Genomic DNA, 24,450 nt, shown 5'->3' with positions numbered 1-24,450 from the left:
CTTACTTTTCCCCCTTTTGTGCCTTCTTAGCTGCTTGCTTTGTGGCCCGTTCCTTTGCCTTTTCCGCTTTTTTTGTATATTCTTCAACTGTCTTTTGGCGAACTGCTTCGTCATGAATCAATGGGAAGCCACGTTTACGCCGCTCTTCAACAAATGCTTTAGCAATTGATTTTGCCATAATTCGAATACGGTGAAGGTAACCAGCACGTTCGGTAACCGAAACAGCACCACGCGCATCTAGCAAGTTAAAGGTATGACTACACTTTAAAACATAATCATAAGCTGGGTGAACTAATCCAAGCTTAATTAAACGTTTAGCTTCTTTTTCGTAATCATTAAAGTCTTGAAGAAGCATGTCTTGGTTACTTTCTTCAAACGCATACTTAGAATGTTCATATTCGGGTTCTTGGAAGATATCACCATACAGAACACCATCTGCCCACTCTAAGTCATAAACTGAATCAACGTTTTGAATATATTCAGCCAACCGTTCAAGTCCATAAGTAACTTCGGCGGCCACTGGGCTCATTGGCAACTCTCCAACGACTTGGAAGTAAGTAAATTGAGTAACTTCCATTCCGTCAAGCCAAACTTCCCAACCAACACCGGCACAGCCCATTGAAGGGTTTTCCCAGTTATCTTCAACAAACCGGATATCGTGTTCTAAAGGATCAATTCCTAGCTTTTTCAAACTTCCTAAGTATAATTCTTGAATATTATCAGGAGAAGGCTTCATTAATACCTGGAATTGGTGGTGCTGGTAAAGCCGGTTTGGGTTTTCACCATAACGACCATCAGCAGGCCGCCGTGAAGGTTCAACATAAGCCACATTCCATGGTTCAGGACCAATTGCACGCAAGAAAGTGTAAGGACTCATTGTTCCCGCACCCTTTTCGTTATCATAAGCCTGCATTAACATACAGCCTTGATCTGCCCAATATTGTTCCAATGTAAAGATAATATCTTGCACGGTTAGTTTTTTCGTCATACTTTACTTCTCCTTTCAATGAAAAAGTCCCTACAGTATCAAATAATCGATACTGTAGGGACGAAGTTAATCGCGGTTCCACCCTACTTTTTTACATCTCTGTAAAACAGCTTAGTTTAAGCGGCTGTTAGAGTGCCAAGGATAAATAAATTACAAGGCTTGCACTATCCCCTGCTCGCTGATTTGGTTTATCCATAATCTCTGTCATTGCCAATATTCAATTAAACACGCTCTTATAATAGAAAAATATTTTACAAATGTCAATCGTTCATTGATAACTTTCCAATATTTTGTTCCCACTTATTCATTTGTTTAATGAACCGTTTTGCCTTCAAATTTAGTCCGACCTCGTTATCATAAAGAGTATCCAAGACTTGTTGGAGGCGTCGTTTAGTAGCTGGATTAATCCGAATAGAATTCAATTTTTGCAAGTTAATTGTGGCAAACTGTTGGAGATAATAAGCAGTTTTACGGTCAAGATAAAGACGGTGTTCATCAAGTGACCAGTGATTCTGACAAAGCATCCCCCCATATTGTTCAGAGAAGTCTAAAGCCAGATCATTGCGGCCACATACCACACACCGGTCCCAAACTGGTGCTACACCAAAAGCAACTAACAGCTGTGTTTCAATAACGTTTGTAATTATTTGCTCATCTAATCCTTTTTCGATTAAGTCTAACGCTGCAGCAACCTGCTTAAACCAGCCACCAATGCTTCGGCCATCATTAAAAGCACTGTCAACTAATGCCAAGATATACGTAACATATGCATTTTTGCTAATGTCACTTGCAATCTTCTTGTATTGGCTAGTATCGCTAGCGGTATTAATAAAACTTAAGCCATTTTCATCAAGTGAGCCAATGTATGTACCATGGGTGAATGGCAGGATATCAGCAGTCATCCGAAAGCCACGTTTTTTAGCATTTTTCACAAAAAACATTGCCGGCCCAATCTTATCAGTAAGCATTTTCACTAATAGATCGCGTTCACGATAATCCTGTCGGTACATAATGATCCCAGTAAATTGTGTGGTTACGCGTGCCATGTAACCATCATCCTTTTAATAGTCTTTATTCCGATAGCCATAGTCTTTTAGCATTGCAGACTTATCACGCCAGTCAGGAACAACCTTTACCCATAGTTGAAGAAATACCTTGTCACCAAGTAATCTTTCAATATCTTGCCGTGCCATTGTCCCAATCTTTTTCAGCATTTTTCCACCCTTGCCAATAATAATTCCTTTTTGGCCCGGACGTTCAACAATAATATTGGCCGAGATATGAATATGATTTTCATCCTCACGCTTTATCGATGTTACATCAACAGCTACTGAATGCGGCACTTCTTGTCTCGTCAGCAAAAAGACCTTTTCACGGATCATTTCTGCAATTACAAAGCGTTCAGGGTGGTCACTTACTTGATCAGCTGGGTAATATTGCGGACCATTAGGAAGGATCTTAATAATGTCATTGATTAAGTTATTCACATTATTTCCCTGCAAAGCCGAAATTGGCACAATCCCCTTAAATGGAAGGGTATCTTTATACTGGTCAACAATTTCAGGCAGATCATTGGGATTGATTTGATCAATCTTATTAACAACTAAAAAGATTGGCTGATTAACTTTCTTTAAGCGTTCAATAATAAAGTCATCACCAGGGCCGCGCTTCTCAGTTGCACTCACAACAAATAAGACAGCATCTACTTCATCTAATGCTGACATTGCTGATTTTTCCATGAAATCACCTAATTTAGTAGATGGTTTATGAATTCCTGGCGTATCAATAAAAATAATCTGTGCTTCTGGGCTTGTATAAATTCCTTGAATCTTATTACGCGTTGTCTGTGCAACATTACTCATAATTGCTACCTTTTGACCGACAACATAATTCAATAAAGTTGATTTTCCAACATTTGGGCGCCCAATAATTGCCACAAAGCCAGACTTATAATTTGGATTATCCATATTAAAACTTCCTATCTAATAATTGCTAATATACGGGGGATAAAAATAATTAGCCCCACCAAGACTGAAAATATCGCTGAAATCAGTACCCCACCAGCGGCCACATCTTTAGCTTTTTTTACATTTAATTCATAGTGGTGGTCAACAATCAAATCTGTAACAGCTTCGGTAACCGTATTAAGAAATTCAGATGTAAAAACAACAAAGATTGCCAATAAAATCCATAACCATTCCATTGCTGAAATATGCAATAAGATCGACATAATAATGGCTAAGCAGGCCGCTAAAAGGTGGTACCGCATATTACGCTCTTCACGTAACACTTGGATAATTCCATCGATTGCGTGACACATTGCTTGAATTAAGTGATGATTTTTCTCAGTTTGATGTTTATCGCGTGAGTCCATAACCGTCTAGTATCTCCCGTTGTAATTTAAACATTTTTTCTTCATCTGCCGGCTCTTCATGATCATATCCATTTAAGTGAAGGAAGCCATGAACAGCTAAAAATCCTAACTCTCGATCAACTGAATGGCCCAAAAACTTTGCCTGTTCTGCTACCTTATCGATGGAAATAAATAAGTCACCTAAGTTAACAGGAATTTCAGCAGCCATTTCAGGATCCATAATGATTGGTGTTTCATCTCCCGCCTCTTCTGCGGCAAAACTTAAAACATCAGTTGCCCGATCAACATTACGATACTGGGCATTTAATTTTTTTATCTCTGGATTATTTACAAATGTTAAGGACATTTCAGTATTTTCTGATAAGGAAAGTTCTTTAGCAGCATACTGTAATAAGTCCCTTACCATCTCCAATTGTTCATTTGGAAGCTGCGCTGTTGTTTGATCAAAAATTTCCAAGTCCATCATTTTTCCTCTTTTTTCTCTTTATCTTTTTCTGCTAATTGTTTTGATGTTTGGTCCTCATAAGCAGTAATAATCCGCGCTACAACCGGGTGACGAACAACATCTTCTGCACTAAATTTAACAAACTTAATTGACTTAATATTATTCAGAATTCGTTGCGCGTTTACAAGACCACTGCGAGTCCCATGAGGAAGATCGATTTGTGAAACATCCCCATTAATAACCATTTTTGAACCAAAGCCTAAACGGGTAAGGAACATCTTCATTTGGGCATTAGTCGTATTTTGGGCTTCATCTAAAATTACAAATGCTCCATCAAGAGTTCGTCCACGCATATAAGCAAGGGGCGCAATTTCGATAATTCCCCGATCAATTAACCGTTGCGTATGATCAGCTCCAAAAATATCATTTAAGGCATCATAAATTGGTCGTAAATAAGGATCTACTTTTTCACGAAGGTCACCGGGTAAGAATCCTAGACTTTCACCAGCTTCAACTGCTGGTCGCGTCAAGATAATCCGTTCTACTTCGCCACGCTTTAAGGATGCAACGGCCATTGCTACTGCTAGGTAAGTTTTCCCTGTTCCGGCAGGGCCAATCCCAAACGTAATATCATTATGCTTCATCGCGTTAACATACTGCCGCTGACCAAAATTTTTTACCCGAATGGCTCTTCCTCGGCGATCTTTAATAATCGTTTCACTGTAAAGGTCAGCAAAATATTCCAGTGTTCCACGATGCGCCATCTTCATCGCACTAACAATATCTGTACTGTGGATGCGGATTCCTTGGTTTAGCAACGAAATAAGGGCACGAAATACATCGATCGTAAGTTTAACGTCTTCTTCTTGTCCACTTACTTTAAGATTTTCACCGAATGGTCGGATTTCAACATCCATTCCTTGTTCAATCAGGCTCACAAACTTATCCTGTGTTCCTAGTAAGCCAACTTCTATTTCTGGACTTTCAATTTGAAAAGTTTGTTCAATTGTTTTTTGTTCTCCCACCTATACAATCTCCTTTAATTTAGCAGATTTTATTTAATGATAATTATATCATAGATCACCTTTAACCTCATCACTGCAAGCTTTTCTAAGGAATCGAAGTTATTTTTCAAAATTAACTTTAACTACTTCCCCACTATTAAAAGTTTTCGTTTTTCCGTCTGCCAAGCGAATTGTTAGTGCACCATCATTTTCAATTTTTTTAGCAATTCCAGCAATCGCCTCACCATTTACTAACAAGTCCACTTTCTGTCCTAAAATCATTGAGCCTTGGCGATATTGCTCAAGATACTGGGGATTATCATAGTCTGAATAATTATTAGCAATCGTCTCAATAAGCCGACTAACTAAAAGATTACGATCTGCTGGTGCTATTCCCGTCGCTTTGTCTTTAAGATCCAGTGGAAATTCTTTTGTAGTTATATTCAAACCAATTCCTACCACCAAGGATGTCGTTGTCCTTGATTCAAGGTCTACTACTGCCTCGGTCAAAATTCCGCCGACTTTTTTATGATTTAAATAAATGTCGTTGACCCATTTGTACCGAAAGTCTTGAGCAGGGAAAAATTGTTTAAGAACTTCCCCAATTAAAACTGCAAAAGTCGTTGTCATTAACCCAGCTTGTAGTGGTTTGTCTGTTGGGCTAGGCAAAATCATACTAAAGTACAGTCCAGTTGCTGCCGGAGAGTAAAAGGACCGTCCCTGTCTCCCATAACCAGCAATTTGATAATCAGCGATAAATACTGTTGGCGCACTAACTAGGTGATGACTCAAAAAAGCTTTTGCGACGCTTTGAGTTGAGCTAACCTGATCTTCAACGTAAAGACGATTAGTAAAGTGGTTATGGGTATAAAAATCAATAATATCAGCACTCAACCGTGAATTTCCGGTAAAACGGTATCCAAGGTTTCTACGGCTCTCAATATTATTTCCACTTTTTCGTAAACCGTTGATGGCTTTCCAAACAGATTCACGACTAATATTGAATCGCTTTGCTAAATCATTTCCAGAAATCCATGAATCTGGCGCTGAAAGTAATTGCCATAAAATTTTCTGTGCAGTTGAATGAGCCATGCTAATCATCTCCTTAATGAAAAAGCCTTAATGTGACGTAAACGACGAGTAATTGAGACGACAATAAGTGCTTTGATTGTATCGCCAAAAACAAATAAAATATTGGAAGTCAAAGCAGCAATAAGCGTGGTATGCAATTGATTAGCTAACCATATTGCGCCCACTCCTTCCACAAAGATTACACCCCATAGCCAAACAATCAGGAATTCAGTTACTCCCTGCGTCATCCCATAATACCAACTTAATTTTAGACTAAGGCCAATCAACAATGGGACAAATAACCAAGCAAAAATATATCCGCCAGTTGGACCTAATATTGTTACCATTCCGCCGCGGCCACCGGAAAGCAGTGGCAACCCAAGTACAACTAAAAACAAGAAGAGCCATACAGCAATTGTCCCTAATCTTGGTCCAAGTAATTCTCCGGCAATCATTATTCCCATATTTTGTAAAATAATTGGCACCGGAATAAACCCCAACGGAATTCCTGGAACTGCTCCTAAAACAGCAATAATTGCAACCATCATGGCAACGACAGTCATTTCATGAATTGACAAACTTATCTTTTCCCTAATCATTCTCGTAAATCCTTTATTTTTGCATCAATTATATTTAATTGTAACCTTTAATTCAATATATGGGTTACTATGAAACAAAAAATTGAGAGTGAGGAAAGTTTTTGCTTTCTCACTCTCAATTTCCACAATTATTTACCTTCTAAAATCTTCTTAGCATCTTTAATTTGTTGACGAACCTGATCAAAACCAGTCCCACCATAAGAATTCCGCCGTTCAACCGCTACTTTAGGTTGTAAGCAGGTATAAACATCTTCTTCAATTTTGGGCGAAATCTTTTTATATTCGTCTAATGGAATATCAACAAGATTTGTCCCTGTCTTAAGTCCCTTCAATACTAGCTCACCGACAATCTCATGCGCTTCCCTAAATGGAATTCCTTTAGTAGCGAGATAATCTGCTAATTCAGTGGCATTAGAAAAGTCATGATGAGTTGCATGCTCCATGGCTTCTTTCTTTACTTGAAGGGTAGCAATCATCCCGGTCATGATCTTGATGCTTGGGAGAATCGTCTTTACTGCGTCGAATAATCCCTCTTTATCTTCTTGCATATCCTTGTTATAAGCAAGTGGAAGGCCCTTCATTGTCGTTAATAAGCTAAAAAGATCACCATAAACTCGCCCAACTTTACCACGAATCAATTCTGCCATATCAGGGTTCTTCTTTTGCGGCATAATCGAACTACCAGTAGAATATGAATCTGCCAATTCTAAATAGCCAAATTCATAACTACACCAATAAATCAGTTCTTCACATAGCCGTGACAGGTGCATCATCAAAATACTTGCGTTACTTAAAAATTCAAGGGCAAAATCCCGATCAGAAACAGCGTCCAGTGAATTATGGTATGGTCCAGCAAAACCTAAATACTTTGCACTTAATTGTCGATCAATTGGGAAAGTGGTTCCAGCTAAAGCAGCCGCTCCTAGGGGTGATAAATCCGTGTGCTGCTGGTTAAATTCAAAACGTTCAACATCTCGCTGAAACATTTGGAAATAAGCCATGAGATAGTGCCCATACGAAATTGGCTGAGCATGTTGCATATGAGTATACCCTGGCATAATCGTTTCAACATTTTCTGCTGCTTTATCTACTAATTCTGCCTGTAATTTTTTCAATTCATTAATGATAATGGGCAATCGCTTCTTTACATATAAATGAAGGTCAGTTGCAACTTGATCATTTCTGCTCCGCCCAGTATGAAGCTTACCGGCAACAGGGCCAATTTCTTCTGTCAGCAATGCCTCAATATTCATATGAATGTCTTCGTTGTCAATCGAAAATGGGAGTCCTTCACTAGTTAATCGCTCACGTAATTTCTTGAGTCCAGCAATAATCTTATCAGCATCCTCTGCTGACAAAATTTGTGTTTCTTTCAACATTTTTACATGGGCTAATGAGCCTTCAATGTCTTCTTGAGCCATTTCTTGATCAAAACTGATCGACGCATTAAATTGGTTAACTAGTTGGTCGCCAGCTTCTTCAAACCGGCCACCCCACATTCTCTTAATAGGCATCGCTTGTATTCTCCTTTACTTTCTTTTTATTTTTGTTTTGTACTTGAGCATAGACCTTATCTGGTAATTCCCAAAGTTTAATAAAGCCAGTGGCAGCTTCTTGGTCAAATTCATCAGCGGAAGTGTAAGTTGCCAAGTTTTTATCATAAAGTGAATTTGGTGATTTCCGACCTTCACAGATTACATTTCCTTTAAATAATTTAACCCTTACTACTCCATTAACAACTGCTTGTGATTCATCAATAAAAGCGACTAAAGATTTCATTAATGGTGAATACCAAAGCCCATTATAAATAATTCCACTCATCTTTTGTTCAATTAATGGTTTAAAGTGCGCTACTTCCCGTTCTTGGGTTAGGTCTTCCAAATCTTTATGGGCTGCTAGTAAAACAGTTGCAGCTGGGCATTCATAAATTTCCCGTGACTTAATACCGACAAGCCGGTTTTCAACGTGATCAATCCGACCAATCCCATGACTACCAGCTAATTTGTCAAGCTTCATAATTAACTGGTCAAGCGGCATTTCTTCACCATCAATTGCTGTAGGAACCCCTTCATTAAAGGTAATTTCAATTGTGGTTGGGGTATCAGGGGCTTCTTCAATTGAAACTGTCCGATCATATGCATCAGCCGGTGCCGCAGCCCACGGATCTTCAAGAATTCCACATTCATTTGCCCGGCCCCATAAGTTCTCATCAATGGAATATGGACTAGCTTTTGTGATTGGAACAGGAATGCCATTATCCTTAGCGTATTGAATTTCCTCTTCCCGTGACCAGTGCCAATCCCGAATTGGATCTTCAATCTTCATCTCTGGTGCCAAAGCATGGATACCTGCTTCAAACCGAACCTGATCGTTTCCCTTTCCAGTACATCCATGGGCAATAGCAGTCGCACCGTATTGATTAGCAACTGCAACTAATTTTTGAACGATTAATGGACGAGAAAGTGCTGAAACTAATGGGTACTTTTGCTCATACATTGCATGGGCTTGAAGGGCTGGCAATACAAATTGTTCAGCAAAGTCACGTTTGGCATCAATCACTACTGACTTCCACGCACCAACTTGGAGACCCTTTTCCTTAATCGCTTCAAGGTCTTTTCCTTCACCCACATCAATACAACATGCAATTACGTCATAACCCTTATTTTTGAGCCACGCAATCGCAACTGAAGTATCTAAACCACCAGAATAAGCTAAAACAATTTTTTCTTTTGACATAATCTCGTCCTCCATCTCATTTGAAATTTGTTGTTTATAAATATACGAGTATTATGAATAAAAATCAATAGTTTTAGCATATTTTTTCAAAAAAACTCTTTTTATGCATAAAATATAAATTATTCATGCATAAAAAGAGTTTAAAAATAGAATAATTATTTAATTTTGTTGGTTAATTATTTGTTTATTTTGAACTGGATAGGTAATTAATTCTGATGCTTCAAGATCTTCCTTATGCATATCAACTGCATTAATTTGACTGTTTTCGTAAGTCTTGTAGTAAAAAATCCCTTTCTTTAGGTTCGAACCATCAGAATAAATCGTATATTCAAAAGTATTCGGTGCTACTTCATCCAAACCCTTTTGTTGTTCGACAGATTGAAGAATGTGGAAATAGTTGGTAATATTCTCAACCTCAGAATTACCAACTGGGGCATGCATCTTAGTGAAAGTAGCCTTAACAAAACGACTTTCAGAATCCATTCCTCCCGGGAGAAAATGGGTCCCTAAGCCCCGGCTATAAACTGGTAGGTCGACATTAGGTGCAAATACGTTAGCCGGATTAGCAGGTGCAACACTACGATAGTTACTAAGATTTAATAATTGACGAGGAAACTCCGGATTATTTGTCAAAACACCAACTGGGTTATCATAAACATTCAATCCTTTTGCGGTGGATTCAACAGTCACAGAAGCACCCGTTTTATCAGCAATAATCCAGTGTAGCGGTGCAGCTTGGAGTTTATCAGAAAAATTAATATTAGCAATGTTTGCATTTGAAAGTAACTTCTTCGCTTCAGCAACCGAGGAAGCTGCCGCAAGAATATAAGGAACTAATTCAAAGGATGCAATATTATCCTTCCCCTCTTGGACTGGGAAATAATGAGCTGGACCATCAAAATTAAGGCCTGCCATCCCAACCCCTTTTTCATTTACCCCATCAAAGTATAATGGATAATCATCACGAACAATTGACATTCCAATAATTGCATAATGGTGTTCAAGATTGGGCATTTCCCGGAATTCTAAAGTCTTATTACGCGGGGTAATCACTACTTCTTGACCAAGGTTGACTTCCAAATCAAGATTACGACCAAAGTAATAATCACCTGCTGTATAAATTACTGATGTGCACATATAAAGGCCCCTTTTCTTTTGAATATACCTTAATTCTAGTTTAAAAAGGAAAAATGTACAGTAAAAAAAGAAAGTATGAAGAAACTTTCTCCTTATACTCTCTTTTTTTACAGCTAATATTACTTACTCAATTGTTCTTTTACAACCTGGTTAACTAATTTTCCATCTGCTTGTCCTTGAACTTTGGGCATAACCGACCCCATTACTTGTCCAAAGTTCTTCATACTAGAAGCATTAAGTTCGTCAATTACTTCCTTAACAATCTTAGTAACTTCATCTTTTGATAACTGTTTTGGCATATACTTTTCAACAATTGCCAATTCATTTTTAGCTTGGTTGATCAGATCTTCTCGTCCAGCCTTTTCAAATTCTTCAAGCGATTCCTTACGTTGCTTATATTCACGTGCCATTACCGCAATTTCTTCATTAGCGCTCAAATCGTGGCCAAGTTCAATTTGTTCATTTTGAACCGCTGCTTTAAGCATCCGGACAACGTCTAATGTTTCTTTATCACGATTCTTCATTGCTGATACCATATCTGACGTTAATTGTTGTAGTAAGCTCATTATTTATCCTTCTTTCATATAAAAAAGCTCTCACCAGGCAACAGGTGAGAGCACACATTTTAGTAACGACGACCGCGCTTGTTCTTACGCTTCCGTGCCGCTTCAGATTTCAACTTGCGTTTTACACTTGGCTTTTCGTAAAATTCACGTTTACGATATTCTTGCAATGTTCCGTTACGTGAAACTGAACGTTTAAAGCGTCGAAGAGCGTCGTCTAAAGATTCATTCTTACGAACGACTGTTTTTGACATGTTGATCCCTCCCTCCGAGCTTAAAGTTACGTATCGAGGTAGCAGGCATACTGCTTCCTTTTCACTACAAAAATTATTTTACCCAACATGGCCTACCCTGTCAACATTACTTTTAAATAAAAATTTAAATTTCTTATCCACCTATTCTTTGACTACTCCATAAGCTAAGCAAACGCTTTTAATTGTTATGCAAATATGTGAATATTTATTCTTTTTCAGATTTTATATTGCATAAATAAACATTTAAGTGTATATTTAGTAACAATTTAATTTTACTATTCTCAAAGGAGTTATTAGCTATGAAAGGTTTTAAACATTTATTACTGCTAATGGTAATTGCGTTTCCGATATTATGTACACCTATTACTGCATTAGCTGCTAACGAGAGCAGTTCAACTAGCTCTTCGTCAGCCAATAATCCATCGCAAGTCGCTAGTAATGATTCAGTACAAAAGATTAAACAAAAAGGAACACTGGTTGTGGGAATGAGTGCTGATTATCCACCCTACGAATTCACAACCAAAGAAAATGGAAAAACTAAATATGTCGGTTTTGAAGTTTCCCTTGCTAAACAATTTGCTAAAGACTTGGGAGTAAAACTAGTTATTAAAAACATGGACTTTGACTCACTTCTAGTTGCACTGGAAACGGGTAAAATTGATGCTATTATTTCGGGAATGAACGTTACAGCTGAACGAAAAAAGAGCGTTGACTTCTCAAATACATATTATTCCGGCGATAGTTACTTCTTAATTAATAAAGGAGATAAAGATAAGCTAGTTAATGTCAAAAGTTTTAATGGGAAAAATGTAGGAGCACAAAACGGTACGCTCCAATCAACCCTGATTTCAAAGGAAATGCCTAAAGCAAACGGCAAAGGGCTTGCTAAACTTTCTTCCTTAGTCATTGGGCTTCAATCTCATAAATATGATGGGATTTTAATGGATGCTGCTACTGCTAAAGCCTATGCTGCCAATAATTCAAATCTTTATGCCTTTAATTCGAAATTGCCAAATACTGCTGGCGGAATTGCCATGGCCTTTCCTAAAGGTGATACTTCGTTAGTCAATGCTGCCAACCAAACAATTAAAAAAGTTAACAAAGAACAACTAATTAATAAAAAATGGATTCCTGAAGCCTCCCAATACATGAAGAGTTATAAAAAGCAAAATACTGTTCTTAGCTATTGGCGTTACTTTGCTAAAGGGATTAAATATACATTAATCATTACAGTTGTCTCTGTTATTTTTGGTTTCCTATTAGGGACTCTCTTTGCACTAATGCGGCTTTCAAAGAACAAATTTTTACATTCAATTGCGGTTTGCTACATTGAATTTCTCCGGGGTACGCCAATGATGGTTCAAATCATGTTTGTTTACTTTGGGATTGGGGCACTTATTCAATCACTTCCGGCCCTCCTCGCTGGGATTATTGCCGTTTCACTAAACTCTGGTGCTTATGTTGCTGAAATTATTCGTTCTGGAATCCAATCCATTCCGCTTGGACAAACAGAAGCTGCTCGGAGCTTGGGGATGAGTAAAAACGAAACATTCAGATATGTGATTATGCCACAAGCACTTAAAAATATTTGGCCAGCATTAGGAAATGAGCTTATTACTTTATTAAAAGATAGTTCATTAGTTTCTGTGATTGGTGTTTCCGAATTGATGTATCAAACACAATTAGTGCAATCAGCAACTTATAAAGGAGTTTTACCTCTATTCATCACAATGATCATCTACTTTATCCTCACATTTACGCTATCCAGGATTTTGTTTTACTTTGAAGGGAGAATGAAACATGCCCACTAAAATGATTGAAATTAAAAACTTACAGAAAAAATTCAAAAATAATATTGTCTTAAAAGATATTTCCGAACATGTTGATAAGGGCCAAGTAATTTGTGTGATCGGCCCTTCAGGAGCAGGTAAAAGTACTTTTCTCCGTTGCTTAAATGCACTCGAACAACCAACAAGCGGACAAGTTCTTTTTGAAGGACAGAATCTGATTGGCTTAAGTGATAAAAAACTCGATCAGTTGCGAGAAAAGATGGGAATGGTTTTTCAAAGTTTCAATCTTTTTCCTAATATGACAGTCCTTAAAAATATCACCATTGCACCAGTTAAAGTTAAAAATATCAATGAAAAAGAAGCAGCTAAAACTGCGATGGAACTACTAGAAAAAGTTGGTTTAAGCGATAAAGCTCAACAATATCCGGATCAACTGTCAGGAGGGCAAAAACAACGGGTTGCCATTGCCCGGGCCCTTGAGATGAGTCCGGAAGTAATGCTCTTTGACGAACCAACTAGTGCCCTTGATCCCGAAATGGTTGATGAGGTACTAAAAGTAATGCGCGATTTAGCTGAATCGGGAATGACAATGGTGGTTGTTACCCATGAGATGGGGTTTGCTCGTGAAGTAGCAGACCAAATCTGGTTTATGGCAGATGGGTATATTCAGGAAACTGGAGATCCAGAAGAATTTTTTGCCCACCCTACTAGCCCACGGGCACAAGACTTTTTGAAAAAGATTTTGAAATCATAACCACCCGTCAAACGGGTGGTTTGCACATCGGCTATAAGCCGATAATAAAAGCCGGCGTCTCAAGGCGCTGGCTTTCGCTTTGCTCAAGCCAAAATGCTCTGACTACTTTGCCACCGCTTTAAGCGGTGTTTATACTACCTCACTTACCCTTAAAAGGGTCCGAATATTCCACACTTGTTAGCTTATCCATTGCTATATCATGTTTCTCTTGATCTCGGATATACTTCTTTATCGTGGATTCATTTAATCCAACTGTACTCACATAGTAGCCTTCAGCCCAAAAATGTCGGTTCCCATATTTGTATTTTAAGTTTGCATGTCGATCAAACATCATTAATGCACTTTTCCCTTTTAAGTATCCCATAAACTGCGAGACACTTAGTTTCGGCGGAATACTTACTAACAAGTGCACATGATCTGGCATCATATGACCTTCAATTATTTCTACTCCCTTATATTTGCACAACAAACGAATATAATCTCTCAGGTCTCTTCGGTATTGATTGAAGATCGCTTTACGTCTATACTTTGGTATGAATACGATGTGATACTTACATAACCACTTCGTATGGGCTAAGCTATTTAATTTATTAGCCATATTTATATAACCTCTTTTCCCTTATTGACTTTGGCTTGAACACCTACATCTTAAGGCAAAAGAGGCCTTTTTTATATAATTTTTATCGCCCACCCGCATAGCAGGTGATTTTTTGTTTCGTGCACTCGCTCTGCTCGCGCACTCAACTAGGTCTAAAGACATTAATAAAATAATCCTCGTGAACAGTACACTTCAAGTACCTTTTCACGAGGATTATTTTTGTTCTATTTATTGTTCGTCTGGATCTTGATCGAGCTTATAATCAATCTTTTCATCAAATTCAATTTTAAGATCATCAAGTTGTTGTTCACTAACTTTACCTGGAGCTGCCGTTAATGGTTCAACTGCCTTCGAGTTCTTAGGGAATGGAATAACATCCCGAATACTATCAGCTTGAGCTAGTAACATAACCCACCGGTCTAAACCAAAGGCAAGTCCTCCCTCAGGTGGCATCCCCATTGTTAAGGCCTTAAGCAAGAATCCGAAGCGCGCTTCTGCACGTTCCTTTGTATAGCCAAGAGCCTTGAGAACTTTTTCTTGAATCTTTGGATCGTGGATACGAATTGATCCTCCACCGATCTCGTTACCATTTAAGATAATGTCGTAACTTTGAGCATGAGCTTTATGAGGATCTTCCCCATCTTCAAGGTAATGTAAGTCTTCTTCATTTAGCATTGTGAATGGGTGGTGAGCGGCAATCCACTTCCCAAACCCTTCATCATATTCAAACATTGGCCAATTGACAACCCATAAGTAGTTCCATTGGTCAGGCTTAATCATATCTAACTCTTCAGCGATTGCCCGACGAAGGTAGCCAAGTGAATCTGATACAACGTGGAAACTGCCAGCAACAAAGAGGATTAAGTCCCCTTCTTTGGCATCCATTTCTTCATTGATTTGGGCAACTTGATCATTTAAGAACTTAGCAACTGGACCATTGTAACCATCAGCAGTTACTTTAACCCATGCAAGGCCCTTTGCACCAAAACGCTTAATGTATTCTTCATACTTAGAAATATCTTTCCGAGAATACTTATCTGCTCCACCAGGAACGCGAATTGCACGAACATAGTTACCATCAGCAACAGTATTAGCAAAGACCTTAAATGAACTGTCCTTTACAATATCAGAAAGGTCATGAATCAACATCCCGAAACGAGTATCAGGCTTATCGGAACCATACTTGTCCATGGCTTCTTGCCATTCCATCCGTGGAAATGGGGTCTTAACATCTACTCCCACGATTTCCTTCATTACCCGCTTAATTAAACCTTCTGTAACTGTTTGGATATCTTCAGGAGTTGCAAAACTCATTTCAGTATCGATTTGCGTAAATTCTGGTTGACGGTCACCACGAAGATCTTCATCCCGGAAACAACGTGCCAATTGATAATATTTATCAACTCCGGCTGCCATTAACAATTGCTTAAATAATTGTGGGGATTGTGGTAAAGCATAGAAATGACCGGGATAAACACGTGATGGAACAATATAGTCACGTGCTCCTTCTGGTGTTGACCGTGTTAAATCAGGAGTTTCAACATCCATAAACCCTTCATTATCATAGTAATTGTGCACGATCGAAGCAACCTTACTCCGCAACTTCAAATTACGCATCATTTCTGGTCGCCGTAAATCAAGGTAACGGTACTTCATCCGTAAGTCTTCAGAAGCATCAACACCATCAGTAATATCAAATGGCGTTGTTTCTGACTTTGCTAATACCTTAACCTCATCAACAGCTACTTCGACTTTACCAGTCTTCATATCCGGATTAATTTCTTTTTCTGCTCGTAACTGAACTTTTCCTTGAACCTCAAGAACATATTGGTTACGAACCGCATTTGCGATTTCAAATGCTTCTGGATTTTCTTTTTCGTTAAATACTAGTTGAACGATTCCTTCCCGATCCCATAAATCAATAAAGATAAGTCCACCTAGGTTACGACGCTTAGCTACCCAACCCTTTAAGACAACTTCTTGTCCAACTTGCTGTTCATTTGTATCCCCAGCATAATTTGTTCTCTTCATTCTCCGCTTACCTCTTTCAGTTTTTAATAACAGTTTAAATAAAAAGCACCCTTGAAATTACAAGGGTGCAAATGCACGGTACCACCTTGGTATCACTCAAAAATAACGTCTAAACGACGGAGCATATTGCCCAGCTTCAAAAGGGTCAATCGAGGCTGAAATATTTGGAGCTCTCACCTTTCTCCAATCGCTGATAATTTCAAGTACCCGAGCATTCTTTATCAACAGCTATTAATATCTTTAATTTACATTTTTACCTTACTCGATCCCCTCATAAATGTCAATACTAAGGTTAATTGGTACCTTATAAATCAACTTTATTTAACAACACTTGCCTAAAAATGGTATAAATAAAGTAATTTAATAAAGGAGGAACATCAATTGGAAAGTCCAAACACAGCATGGTTTAAGCGCCTTCCATTAAAAAATCTCACTTCTGTTAAACCAGTCAGTGGTGGTGATATTAATTTAGCATATCAAGCCACAACTACTGATGGAAATAGGTACTTTATAAAGGTTCAACCTAACCATTCACAAGATTATTTTAATCATGAAATTAATGGTCTCAAAGCTATCGGTAAGGTCATTAATACCCCGACCCCACTTTACCATGGTGAAATTGACGGGAATGCCTATTTAATTTTAAACTGGCTCGATGAGACTTGGGGTAATCAAGCTGACCTGGGATTAGCCGTTGCCAAAATGCACCAACAGCATAATGATGAATTCGGCTTTATGGACAATCATCAAACCAAGGCCCTCGTAAAAAACAATTCTTGGAACTCAAGCTGGCTTGATTTTTATATTAATCAGCGACTAGAGTCAGAAGTAAAAGTGGCAAGCCAACGCGGACGATGGAATAAATGGCGGCAAGAACATTACCAACAAATGGTTAATAAATTTACTGATTACTACCAACACTATGAAGTTATCCCTAGTCTTCTTCATGGTGATTTATGGGCCGGCAACTTCTTATTTGCTGGCGATCATAAACCATACTTAATCGATCCAGATGCATTATTTGGGGATCGTGAATTTGATTTAGCCATGACAACTGTTTTTGGCGGTTTTGATAATAGTTTTTACCAGGCATATAGCAGCGTCTTTCCATTTGATGATCAGCTAGATGAACGTCTTTCATGGTATCGCTTCTATTACCTATGCATGCATTTAATCTTATTTGGCGAAAGCTATGGTGGCGCAGTCGATCAAATTTTAAGTCAATACTAAACTGTGACATAAGTTAAGTTACTTTCATAAAAAGCAAATACGCAGTACAACAATGGCCTCTAATGTCCGGCAAACCGAACGTTAGAGGCCTATTGTTGCTTGCGGGGGCTCGAAAACGAAGTCACAAGTGACTTCTGTCTCGCTCCCTCTTTACTTTTTAGCGTTCATAAATAATCGTTGTTGGACCATCATTTTCCAAATCAATTTTCATCATTGCTCCAAAATGTCCGGTCTCAACAGGAATACCAGTAGCAGCTAATTTTTGATTAAAAAGATCATATAACGGTTCAGCAATCTCAGGACTAGCCGCCTGTGAAAAACCAGGACGATTCCCATGCTTAGTATCAGCATAAAGGGTAAATTGGGAGACTGATAAAATCGCACCATTAACGTCCCGCAACCCCTTATTCATCTTACCGTTTTCATCCTCAAAAACACGAAGATTAGTAATTTTATGCACTAAGTAGTTTAACTTTTCTTCGGTATCATCTGGAGCAAAACCGACTAAGAGAAAATAGCCAAGGCCAATTTTACCAACAACTTCATCATCAATTGAAACTGCTGCATGATTTACTTTTTGTAAAACAACTCGCACAAGCATCCTCCTATCGAATAATTCTTTTGACAACGTAAACATCTGGAATGTTCTTTAAGCCATCCATGATCAGTTGTAACTGCCGTAAATTACGCACTCCGATAATCAAACTAATTGTCACCATCTTATTGTGGTCAACTTTTCCGTTAACTGAATTTAAGAAGCGCGTACTGTTATTTACTGAACGTAAAACATCATTTAATAAGCCATTTCGATTGTATCCCTGAACTTCCAAGTCAGCATTGTAGTTTGTTCTGTCGCCATTAGGATTTGCCCAATATACACTAACAATTCGTTCGCCATTCTTACGGGCGGCTTTAATATTCGGGCAATCATCCCGGTGAACTGACACTCCTCGTCCCTTGGTAATGTAGCCAGTAATAGCATCTCCAGGGATTGGACTACAGCAATGACTTAAACGAACAAGAAGATTGTCAACTCCTTCAACAATTACGCCCTCGCTCGATGCCTTAGCCTGTTTTTGCTTTTCACGTTCATTCGGCTTTTCAAGAGTCTGATGATCTTCTAATACAGCTTTTTCTGCTGCTTGTTGGCGGTCGCTTTCAACTTGTTGCCGGATATCAGCAGTAAAACGATTTCTAATACCCACGGGAGCCAAGTCACCAAATCCTAGAGCCGCAAACATGTCATCACTACTATTATAATGACTCTCCTGAGCAACTTCCTCACATTTTTCATCAGTCATCAATTCTGCTGGCGAGTATCCTGCTTCACGGAGTTCATTTTCAAGAAGCTGTTTTCCTTCTTCAATGTTCTTTTCCCGATCGTGTGCACGGAAGAATTGGCGAATCTTATTACGAGCCCGCCGTGTTGAAACCAAATCAAACCAATCACGACTTGGACCAGCTGATGATGATGAAGTCAAAATATCAACAATGTCACCATTTTTGATCTCATAATCAAGGGGTACAATCCGTCCATTTACTTTAGCTCCAGTTGTATGATTACCAACCTCAGTATGAATTTGGTAAGCCATATCAAGTGGGCCAGATCCCTTAGGCATTTCAATTACGTCACCTTTAGGGGTAAATGCATAGACCTTATCAGTAAATATATCACTCTGAATCCCCTGCATAAATTCATCTGTGCCTTGACTTTCACTTCGTAATTCAAGGATTTCTTTGACGACATTTAGCTTTTGACTATCCTGAGTTTGTTGGATTCCATTAGTCTTACCTTCTTTATATGCCCAGTGAGCAGCAACCCCATATTCAGCAATTTCATGCATCTTGTGAGTCCGTATCTGCACTTCTAATGGTCGTCCTTCTGGTCCAATAATTGTTGTATGCAAGGATTGGTATCCGTTAGTCTTAGGCATTGCAATATAATCCTTAAACCGTCCAGGCATTGGTTTCCAATTAGTATGGATAGCTCCAAGAGCAGCATAACAGTCACGAATTGAGTCAACGACAATTCGAACCGCGAGGAGGTCATAGATTTGGCTAAATTGCTTATGTTGAGTAACCATTTTACGGTAGACAGAATAAATATGCTTAGGCCGGCCATAAATTTCAACATTCGGTCCTAAGTCCAAATCCGCAATCGCCTTCTTTATTAACTTAATTGACTCATCAATATAGTCAACCCGCTGATCGCGCCGTGAATTCATCAAATGGACAATCCGGTAATATTGTTGCGGATTTAAGTACCGTAATGACAGGTCTTCTAGTTCCCACTTAATAGTACTGATACCCAAGCGATCTGCAATTGGAGCATAAATTTCAAGGGTTTCATTTGAGATGCGGCGCTGCTTATCAGGTCGCAAATGCTTAAGGGTGCGCATATTATGAAGCCGGTCCGCAAGCTTAACAATCATTACCCGAATATCCTTTGACATTGCAAGTAATAATTTACGATGAGTGGCAGCCATTTGTTCTTTATTTGATTTGTAACGAATCTTACCAAGCTTTGTATCACCATCAACAATCATTGCAATGGTTGGTCCAAAGAGTTCTTTAATATCATCTAAGGTTGCGCCAGTATCTTCTACAATATCATGTAAATATCCTGCACAAACTGTTTCGGGATCCATATGAAGATTAGCAAGGATCCCCGCAACTTGGATAGGATGAATAATATACGGTTCTCCAGATTTACGTCGTTGGTCATGGTGAGCTACCTCGGCAAAATGATATGCCTTTTCAACTAAAGCAACGTGTTCTTCATTCATATAAGAACTAACCATCTTTTGAACATCTTCATGTGTCAATTCCTTTTCTTTTGACATCGGACGACCTCCTTTCAATTACTTTTGTTGACGCATTGCCCAGGATAAGTACGCAAGCGCTAAGTAAGCAAGGGCAAAATAATAAGTATATCGGGGCATAAAGAAATACGCAGTTATCAAGTAAAGGATTGGAAAAATGAATAACTCGCCCCATTTTCGCTGGTGCTTATAAATCCAATAACCGGACCAAATACTAAAAATACCATTAATAAGGATTAAGACAATCTCTACCATTACCACTCGCGTAACAAATGGAAGCTTATCAACAACGAGCGTCAATACAATCCCAATTAAAATACTAGCTAGCCATAATGGTTTGTCTAAATGTTCCCATGCTTTTTTCATAAAATTCATTCTCTCTCAACACCTATATTCAGTTTTAAATCACCGATTAAAGCTGTTCTTTATTTTACCATAAGTAAGCCGGCTACATTATGACAATTCCATTGCATATGAAATAGCTGCCATGAAATATAATGGCGCTGTTTCAGTCCGCAGAATTCGTGGTCCTAAACCAGCTGCTACCACGCCAGCTTCATTCATTTTAGCAATTTCATTTTCCGACAACCCACCTTCTGGGCCAAAAACAGCAAGGATCGAGTCTCCTGGTTTAAGGGCATTAAATTGTTGCGCTAAAGCACTTGTTTCTCCCTGTTTAGCTGATTCTTCCCAAGCAACTATCCGTTCAGTAGCGGGATAATTGGCTAATAATTGATCAAGATTAGCACTGTATTCAACCTGGGGAATCTTATTTCGATGGGATTGTTCCGCTGCTGATTCAGCTATCTTTTGCAGACGTTCGATCTTTCGTTTCTGCTTATTCCCCTGCCAGTGACTAATGGAGCGAGCCGCATCGAAGAAGACAATTTTGTCTGCCCCCAATTCAGTTGCCTTTTGAACAATTAATTCTGGTTTCTCTTTAGTCTTTGGAAGTCCGCAGGCAAGTGTCACTGAAACTGGTAATTCACTATCAGCATCTAACTTTTGATTGATTTTTAATGTTGCCGTTGGTTCTGTAGCGCTAAGAGTTGCAAGGTAAACACAATGGTCGGCTAACACAAGTTCAACAGTTGTGCCAACCTCTGCGCGCATTACCTTTAACAAGTGGTGGGCTGCTTCAGGCGGTAATGTTACTTCATCGGCTGGAGTTGCATTAACAAAATAGCGTTGCATTTATTTCACCTCGGTTGGCTTGTGGGCAATCATTCCATGCCAGTCCTTCATCTGCTGCTCATCATCAATTATGAATCCTTGCTCTTGCAACTTTTGACGAATCAACGGAGCCTTATCATCAATGATTCCAGAAACTAGGAACTTGCCACCCGGTTTAAGATTTTCGTATGCTTGAGGAATAAGAGGCACGATGATTTCCGCAAGAATATTAGCCACAATCAAATCTGCCTTGGTATGGATTCCATCTAACAGGCTATTTATACCAACCTTAACGTCTTTAGCGACCGGATTTAGTGCAAGATTCTTTTTTGCTGAGTTGACCGCTACTTCGTCAATATCATAAGCATCAACTTTTCCTGCTCCTAAGTGCTTGGCAGCAATACTTAAAACACCAGAACCTGTCCCGACATCGATTACATATTCATTACCAACAATTGTTTTTTCAAGGGCTTCAAGCATTAAACGAGTAGTTGGGTGAGTTCCGGTGCCAAAAGCCATTCCTGGATCAAGAAAGATTAATTTTTCTTTAGGATCTGCTGGCTGGTATTCTTCCCATTGCGGAACAATCGTTAACTGATCCGTTACTCTTAATGGGTGATAATACTTTTGCCAAACTGTTGCCCATTGTTGATTATCGACGGTCGCTGCCGAAACATCATTTTCTCCTGGATTCAAGCCGTACTCCCTTAATTTTGCTACTCGTTGATGGATAGTTGGCAATAGTTCAGGAACAAATACGTTTTGGGGGAAATATCCAGATACTGCTGCGCCATTTTTTCGGTGCGGAATTGATGATGGATCAATAAATTCACCGTGGTCCCCATACTTTCCCTCATGTAAGTTTGCAAAATCAGCGGCATCTTCAATTTGAACGCCTTGTGCTCCCATATCCGTCAAAATATAGCTAACTGCTTCAACAGCCTCACTAGAAGTTATTACCTTTATTGCTGTCCAATCCATTTAATGACCTCCTTAAATAATAAAATCGTGACCACAATAAAAGTAAATGGTCACGATAAATACCAACTTAATAAAGTCTAATCATTTTCATTATCAACTTTACTAATATGTGGTCGTTCTTGTTCGCGTTTCTTTTCTTTTTCTAAATGATGACTTAAGTAATCGATTAAGTCGGACTCAGTCAAGAAAATACGGGGATGATGTTGGTGATGCAACCGAACATCAATCTCGTTAATTTTTAATCGTCCGGTCCAAGTATGGGAATAACGAACAATTACCCGATTATTTAGTCTGTGTTTACCAAAGCGGAACACATATACGTGTTGGGGTGTCATCATTGGCCGAATGTACTCTTTTTTATACATTAAATCATTGTCGCGCATAAATTGCTTAGTTCGATTCAGAATGGTAACCACCTCCTCTATTATTATTCCTGATCAATTTTAAATTAATCTCCCTAGATAGGTATATTTTAGCACAGGTCACCAACGTTCCAAAGTTTAATCTATGTTTAAACTTTAATTTTCAAAAAAATGCTATACTATGTTCACAATACTTTAAGGAAAGGTGATTACAATAGTGAGTCTCTTAATTGCTATTCTTATCTGCTGGCTGCTATGGAAGATTGGGGTTTTAACGGTTAAGTTCATTGGTCTAATCCTTCTTATTCTATTAATCGGGACATTAATTCATGTTTTACTTTGGCCAGCGATCCTTTTAGCAGTCATTATCTTAGGAGCAGGCTTATTTACTAACTAATTTATCTATAAAATCTTATAGTAATTTTTCTGCGGAATGTTATAATCATTACTGTGAGAGAAATCTCAAATAATGTATACATAAGATGAAAGGGAGACTGTTTATTATGTCTAAGAATCATCAAAAAGTTGTTCTTGTTGGTGACGGTGCTGTCGGTTCAAGTTACGCCTTCGCAATGGCTCAACAAGGAATTGCTGAAGAATTTGCTATTGTTGATATTATCAAGGAACGGACTGAAGGGGACGCAATGGACCTTGAAGACGCTACTGCTTTCACCGCTCCTAAGAACATCTACTCAGCAGATTACGACACTTGCAAAGATGCTGATTTAGTAGTTATTACTGCCGGTGCTCCACAAAAGCCTGGTGAAACTCGTCTTCAATTAGTTGATAAGAACTTGAAGATCATTAAGTCCGTTGTAGAACCAATCGTTAAGTCTGGTTTTGACGGAATCTTCTTAGTTGCAGCTAACCCAGTTGACATCCTTACCTATGCTGTTCAAAAGCTTTCTGGCTTCCCTAAGAACAAGGTTGTTGGTTCAGGTACTTCACTTGATTCCGCACGTCTTCGGGTTGCTCTTGGTAAGAAGCTTCATGTTGACCCTCGTGATGTTATTGCTAACATTATGGGTGAACATGGTGATTCCGAATTTGCTGCTTACTCAAGTGCTACTGTTGGTGGCAAGCCATTACTTGACATCGCTAAGGATGAAGGTATTTCAGAAGATGAATTACTTAAGATTGAAGATGATGTTCGTAACAAAGCATACGAAATCATTAACCGCAAAGGTGCTACCTTCTATGGTGTTGCCACTGCTTTAATGCGGATTTCAAAGGCTATTCTTCGTGATGAAAATTCTGTTCTCCCTATCGGTGCCCCAATGAACGGTGAATACGGACTCAACGACCTTTACATCGGTACTCCAGCTGTTGTTAATGCTTCTGGTGTTGCAAAGGTTATTGAAGTTCCACTTAACGACCGTGAAAAGAAGGCTATGGCCGACTCTGCTAAGCAATTGGAAGAAGTTGCTAAGAACGGTATGGCAAAGTTACAAGGTAACAACTAAGCCATATTCATAAATAGAACGATAGATTATCGTGCTACTAAAAAACTCTCAGCGTTTAGTAAAACGTTGGGAGTT

General features: G+C 38.7%; 26 protein-coding genes. 5 read left to right on the top strand and 21 right to left on the bottom strand.

Annotated elements, in window-relative coordinates; translation table 11 throughout:
* Window position 1 precedes the first annotated feature (1 nt).
* From glyQ to rpsU, 13 genes are all read right to left on the bottom strand, one after another.
* The gene (glyQ, locus tag LREU_RS03970) at window positions 2–988 is read right to left on the bottom strand and encodes a glycine--tRNA ligase subunit alpha (protein WP_003668127.1); all 987 of its coding nucleotides are present in this window, start codon (window positions 986–988) and stop codon (window positions 2–4) included.
* 260 nt (window positions 989–1,248) lie between these two features.
* Window positions 1,249–2,034, bottom strand: a complete 786-nt coding sequence (gene recO / locus LREU_RS03965) for a DNA repair protein RecO (RefSeq protein ID WP_003668128.1) — start codon at window positions 2,032–2,034, stop codon at window positions 1,249–1,251.
* 15 nt (window positions 2,035–2,049) lie between these two features.
* Window positions 2,050–2,955, bottom strand: coding sequence for a GTPase Era (gene era / locus LREU_RS03960; protein ID WP_003668129.1), 906 nt, complete (start codon window positions 2,953–2,955; stop codon window positions 2,050–2,052).
* An 11-nt stretch (window positions 2,956–2,966) separates the two neighbouring features.
* Window positions 2,967–3,362: a diacylglycerol kinase family protein gene (locus LREU_RS03955; RefSeq protein WP_003665857.1), complete on the bottom strand. Its 396-nt coding sequence runs from the start codon at window positions 3,360–3,362 to the stop codon at window positions 2,967–2,969.
* Window positions 3,346–3,825 carry an rRNA maturation RNase YbeY gene (gene ybeY, locus LREU_RS03950; protein ID WP_003665856.1) on the bottom strand — a complete coding sequence of 160 codons (480 nt, stop codon included), beginning with the start codon at window positions 3,823–3,825 and terminating at the stop codon, window positions 3,346–3,348. Before ybeY ends, LREU_RS03955 begins: the two co-directional genes overlap by 17 nt.
* Window positions 3,825–4,832, bottom strand: coding sequence for a PhoH family protein (locus tag LREU_RS03945; RefSeq protein WP_003668131.1), 1,008 nt, complete (start codon window positions 4,830–4,832; stop codon window positions 3,825–3,827). The genes ybeY and LREU_RS03945 overlap by 1 nt, the downstream gene beginning before the upstream one ends.
* Window positions 4,833–4,931: 99 nt before the next feature.
* Window positions 4,932–5,903, bottom strand: coding sequence for a biotin--[acetyl-CoA-carboxylase] ligase (locus LREU_RS03940; RefSeq protein WP_011953440.1), 972 nt, complete (start codon window positions 5,901–5,903; stop codon window positions 4,932–4,934).
* A 5-nt stretch (window positions 5,904–5,908) separates the two neighbouring features.
* Window positions 5,909–6,481, bottom strand: a complete 573-nt coding sequence (locus LREU_RS03935) for a biotin transporter BioY (RefSeq protein ID WP_003668133.1) — start codon at window positions 6,479–6,481, stop codon at window positions 5,909–5,911.
* Window positions 6,482–6,609: 128 nt separating this feature from the next.
* A complete protein-coding gene (gene argH, locus LREU_RS03930; protein ID WP_003668134.1) occupies window positions 6,610–7,995 on the bottom strand; it encodes an argininosuccinate lyase in 1,386 nt (461 codons plus the stop codon).
* Window positions 7,985–9,217, bottom strand: a complete 1,233-nt coding sequence (locus tag LREU_RS03925; protein WP_011953439.1) for an argininosuccinate synthase — start codon at window positions 9,215–9,217, stop codon at window positions 7,985–7,987. The genes argH and LREU_RS03925 overlap by 11 nt, the downstream gene beginning before the upstream one ends.
* 159 nt (window positions 9,218–9,376) lie before the next feature.
* Window positions 9,377–10,354 (bottom strand): choloylglycine hydrolase, encoded by a 978-nt coding sequence (gene bsh, locus LREU_RS03920; RefSeq protein ID WP_003668136.1) that lies wholly within the window; start codon window positions 10,352–10,354, stop codon window positions 9,377–9,379.
* Window positions 10,355–10,473: 119 nt separating this feature from the next.
* Complete coding sequence (locus tag LREU_RS03915; protein WP_003668138.1) at window positions 10,474–10,920, bottom strand: GatB/YqeY domain-containing protein; 447 nt, start codon at window positions 10,918–10,920, stop codon at window positions 10,474–10,476.
* Window positions 10,921–10,979: 59 nt separating this feature from the next.
* Entirely contained in the window at window positions 10,980–11,171 is a 192-nt protein-coding gene (rpsU, locus tag LREU_RS03910; protein WP_003665847.1) for a 30S ribosomal protein S21, read from the bottom strand.
* Window positions 11,172–11,470: 299 nt separating this feature from the next.
* Here rpsU and LREU_RS03905 point away from each other — a divergent pair, with 299 nt between their 5' ends.
* Both LREU_RS03905 and LREU_RS03900 read left to right on the top strand, forming a co-directional pair.
* Entirely contained in the window at window positions 11,471–12,982 is a 1,512-nt protein-coding gene (locus LREU_RS03905) for an ABC transporter substrate-binding protein/permease (RefSeq protein WP_003668141.1), read from the top strand.
* On the top strand, window positions 12,972–13,715 hold the full coding sequence (locus LREU_RS03900) for an amino acid ABC transporter ATP-binding protein (RefSeq protein WP_003668144.1): 744 nt from the start codon (window positions 12,972–12,974) through the stop codon (window positions 13,713–13,715). Before LREU_RS03905 ends, LREU_RS03900 begins: the two co-directional genes overlap by 11 nt.
* Before the next feature lie 139 nt (window positions 13,716–13,854).
* Here LREU_RS03900 and tnpA read toward each other — a convergent pair whose 3' ends face one another.
* Both tnpA and aspS read right to left on the bottom strand, forming a co-directional pair.
* Window positions 13,855–14,313 (bottom strand): IS200/IS605 family transposase, encoded by a 459-nt coding sequence (gene tnpA, locus LREU_RS03895; RefSeq protein ID WP_003664118.1) that lies wholly within the window; start codon window positions 14,311–14,313, stop codon window positions 13,855–13,857.
* A 228-nt stretch (window positions 14,314–14,541) separates the two neighbouring features.
* Window positions 14,542–16,344, bottom strand: a complete 1,803-nt coding sequence (gene aspS / locus LREU_RS03890) for an aspartate--tRNA ligase (RefSeq protein WP_003668146.1) — start codon at window positions 16,342–16,344, stop codon at window positions 14,542–14,544.
* Between the two features lie 381 nt (window positions 16,345–16,725).
* Between aspS and LREU_RS03885 the strand changes: the two genes are divergently transcribed.
* Window positions 16,726–17,574, top strand: coding sequence for a fructosamine kinase family protein (locus LREU_RS03885; protein ID WP_003668147.1), 849 nt, complete (start codon window positions 16,726–16,728; stop codon window positions 17,572–17,574).
* Between the two features lie 157 nt (window positions 17,575–17,731).
* Here the strand turns inward: LREU_RS03885 and dtd are convergent, their stop codons facing one another.
* The 6 genes from dtd to LREU_RS03855 form a co-directional block, all read right to left on the bottom strand.
* Complete coding sequence (gene dtd, locus LREU_RS03880; RefSeq protein ID WP_011953438.1) at window positions 17,732–18,169, bottom strand: D-aminoacyl-tRNA deacylase; 438 nt, start codon at window positions 18,167–18,169, stop codon at window positions 17,732–17,734.
* A 10-nt stretch (window positions 18,170–18,179) separates the two neighbouring features.
* Window positions 18,180–20,417 (bottom strand): RelA/SpoT family protein, encoded by a 2,238-nt coding sequence (locus LREU_RS03875; RefSeq protein ID WP_011953437.1) that lies wholly within the window; start codon window positions 20,415–20,417, stop codon window positions 18,180–18,182.
* Window positions 20,418–20,435: 18 nt separating this feature from the next.
* Window positions 20,436–20,771: a hypothetical protein gene (locus LREU_RS03870; protein ID WP_003668150.1), complete on the bottom strand. Its 336-nt coding sequence runs from the start codon at window positions 20,769–20,771 to the stop codon at window positions 20,436–20,438.
* 78 nt (window positions 20,772–20,849) lie between these two features.
* The gene (locus LREU_RS03865; protein ID WP_003668151.1) at window positions 20,850–21,590 is read right to left on the bottom strand and encodes a 16S rRNA (uracil(1498)-N(3))-methyltransferase; all 741 of its coding nucleotides are present in this window, start codon (window positions 21,588–21,590) and stop codon (window positions 20,850–20,852) included.
* Window positions 21,591–22,550: a 50S ribosomal protein L11 methyltransferase gene (gene prmA / locus LREU_RS03860; protein WP_003668152.1), complete on the bottom strand. Its 960-nt coding sequence runs from the start codon at window positions 22,548–22,550 to the stop codon at window positions 21,591–21,593.
* Between the two features lie 77 nt (window positions 22,551–22,627).
* Window positions 22,628–22,933, bottom strand: a complete 306-nt coding sequence (locus LREU_RS03855) for a hypothetical protein (RefSeq protein WP_003668153.1) — start codon at window positions 22,931–22,933, stop codon at window positions 22,628–22,630.
* Window positions 22,934–23,129: 196 nt separating this feature from the next.
* Between LREU_RS03855 and LREU_RS03850 the strand changes: the two genes are divergently transcribed.
* Together LREU_RS03850 and LREU_RS03845 are read left to right on the top strand one after the other, a co-directional pair.
* Window positions 23,130–23,309, top strand: a complete 180-nt coding sequence (locus LREU_RS03850) for a hypothetical protein (protein ID WP_003668154.1) — start codon at window positions 23,130–23,132, stop codon at window positions 23,307–23,309.
* A 106-nt stretch (window positions 23,310–23,415) separates the two neighbouring features.
* Window positions 23,416–24,375 carry an L-lactate dehydrogenase gene (locus LREU_RS03845; protein ID WP_003665815.1) on the top strand — a complete coding sequence of 320 codons (960 nt, stop codon included), beginning with the start codon at window positions 23,416–23,418 and terminating at the stop codon, window positions 24,373–24,375.
* Window positions 24,376–24,450: the final 75 nt, after the last annotated feature.

The organism is Limosilactobacillus reuteri subsp. reuteri, from assembly GCF_000016825.1.
GTDB classification, from domain to species: Bacteria; Bacillota; Bacilli; order Lactobacillales; family Lactobacillaceae; genus Limosilactobacillus; species Limosilactobacillus reuteri.
This window is presented reverse-complemented; position numbering and strand designations above follow the sequence as displayed.

What these genes read in the sequence shown, in the direction of transcription:
- LREU_RS03900 (WP_003668144.1), top strand. Translation starts at nt 12,972, where the DNA reads ATGCCCACTAAAATGATTGAAATTAAAAACTTACAGAAAAAATTCAAA.
- LREU_RS03940 (WP_011953440.1), bottom strand. Translation starts at nt 5,903, where the DNA reads ATGGCTCATTCAACTGCACAGAAAATTTTATGGCAATTACTTTCAGCG.
- aspS (WP_003668146.1), bottom strand. Translation starts at nt 16,344, where the DNA reads ATGAAGAGAACAAATTATGCTGGGGATACAAATGAACAGCAAGTTGGA.
- tnpA (WP_003664118.1), bottom strand. Translation starts at nt 14,313, where the DNA reads ATGGCTAATAAATTAAATAGCTTAGCCCATACGAAGTGGTTATGTAAG.
- LREU_RS03870 (WP_003668150.1), bottom strand. Translation starts at nt 20,771, where the DNA reads ATGAATTTTATGAAAAAAGCATGGGAACATTTAGACAAACCATTATGG.
- recO (WP_003668128.1), bottom strand. Translation starts at nt 2,034, where the DNA reads ATGGCACGCGTAACCACACAATTTACTGGGATCATTATGTACCGACAG.
- LREU_RS03875 (WP_011953437.1), bottom strand. Translation starts at nt 20,417, where the DNA reads ATGTCAAAAGAAAAGGAATTGACACATGAAGATGTTCAAAAGATGGTT.
- LREU_RS03845 (WP_003665815.1), top strand. Translation starts at nt 23,416, where the DNA reads ATGTCTAAGAATCATCAAAAAGTTGTTCTTGTTGGTGACGGTGCTGTC.
- ybeY (WP_003665856.1), bottom strand. Translation starts at nt 3,825, where the DNA reads ATGGACTTGGAAATTTTTGATCAAACAACAGCGCAGCTTCCAAATGAA.
- LREU_RS03935 (WP_003668133.1), bottom strand. Translation starts at nt 6,481, where the DNA reads ATGATTAGGGAAAAGATAAGTTTGTCAATTCATGAAATGACTGTCGTT.
- rpsU (WP_003665847.1), bottom strand. Translation starts at nt 11,171, where the DNA reads ATGTCAAAAACAGTCGTTCGTAAGAATGAATCTTTAGACGACGCTCTT.
- LREU_RS03925 (WP_011953439.1), bottom strand. Translation starts at nt 9,217, where the DNA reads ATGTCAAAAGAAAAAATTGTTTTAGCTTATTCTGGTGGTTTAGATACT.
- prmA (WP_003668152.1), bottom strand. Translation starts at nt 22,550, where the DNA reads ATGGATTGGACAGCAATAAAGGTAATAACTTCTAGTGAGGCTGTTGAA.
- LREU_RS03955 (WP_003665857.1), bottom strand. Translation starts at nt 3,362, where the DNA reads ATGGACTCACGCGATAAACATCAAACTGAGAAAAATCATCACTTAATT.
- argH (WP_003668134.1), bottom strand. Translation starts at nt 7,995, where the DNA reads ATGCCTATTAAGAGAATGTGGGGTGGCCGGTTTGAAGAAGCTGGCGAC.
- LREU_RS03915 (WP_003668138.1), bottom strand. Translation starts at nt 10,920, where the DNA reads ATGAGCTTACTACAACAATTAACGTCAGATATGGTATCAGCAATGAAG.
- glyQ (WP_003668127.1), bottom strand. Translation starts at nt 988, where the DNA reads ATGACGAAAAAACTAACCGTGCAAGATATTATCTTTACATTGGAACAA.
- LREU_RS03855 (WP_003668153.1), bottom strand. Translation starts at nt 22,933, where the DNA reads ATGCGCGACAATGATTTAATGTATAAAAAAGAGTACATTCGGCCAATG.
- LREU_RS03865 (WP_003668151.1), bottom strand. Translation starts at nt 21,590, where the DNA reads ATGCAACGCTATTTTGTTAATGCAACTCCAGCCGATGAAGTAACATTA.
- LREU_RS03905 (WP_003668141.1), top strand. Translation starts at nt 11,471, where the DNA reads ATGAAAGGTTTTAAACATTTATTACTGCTAATGGTAATTGCGTTTCCG.
- bsh (WP_003668136.1), bottom strand. Translation starts at nt 10,354, where the DNA reads ATGTGCACATCAGTAATTTATACAGCAGGTGATTATTACTTTGGTCGT.
- era (WP_003668129.1), bottom strand. Translation starts at nt 2,955, where the DNA reads ATGGATAATCCAAATTATAAGTCTGGCTTTGTGGCAATTATTGGGCGC.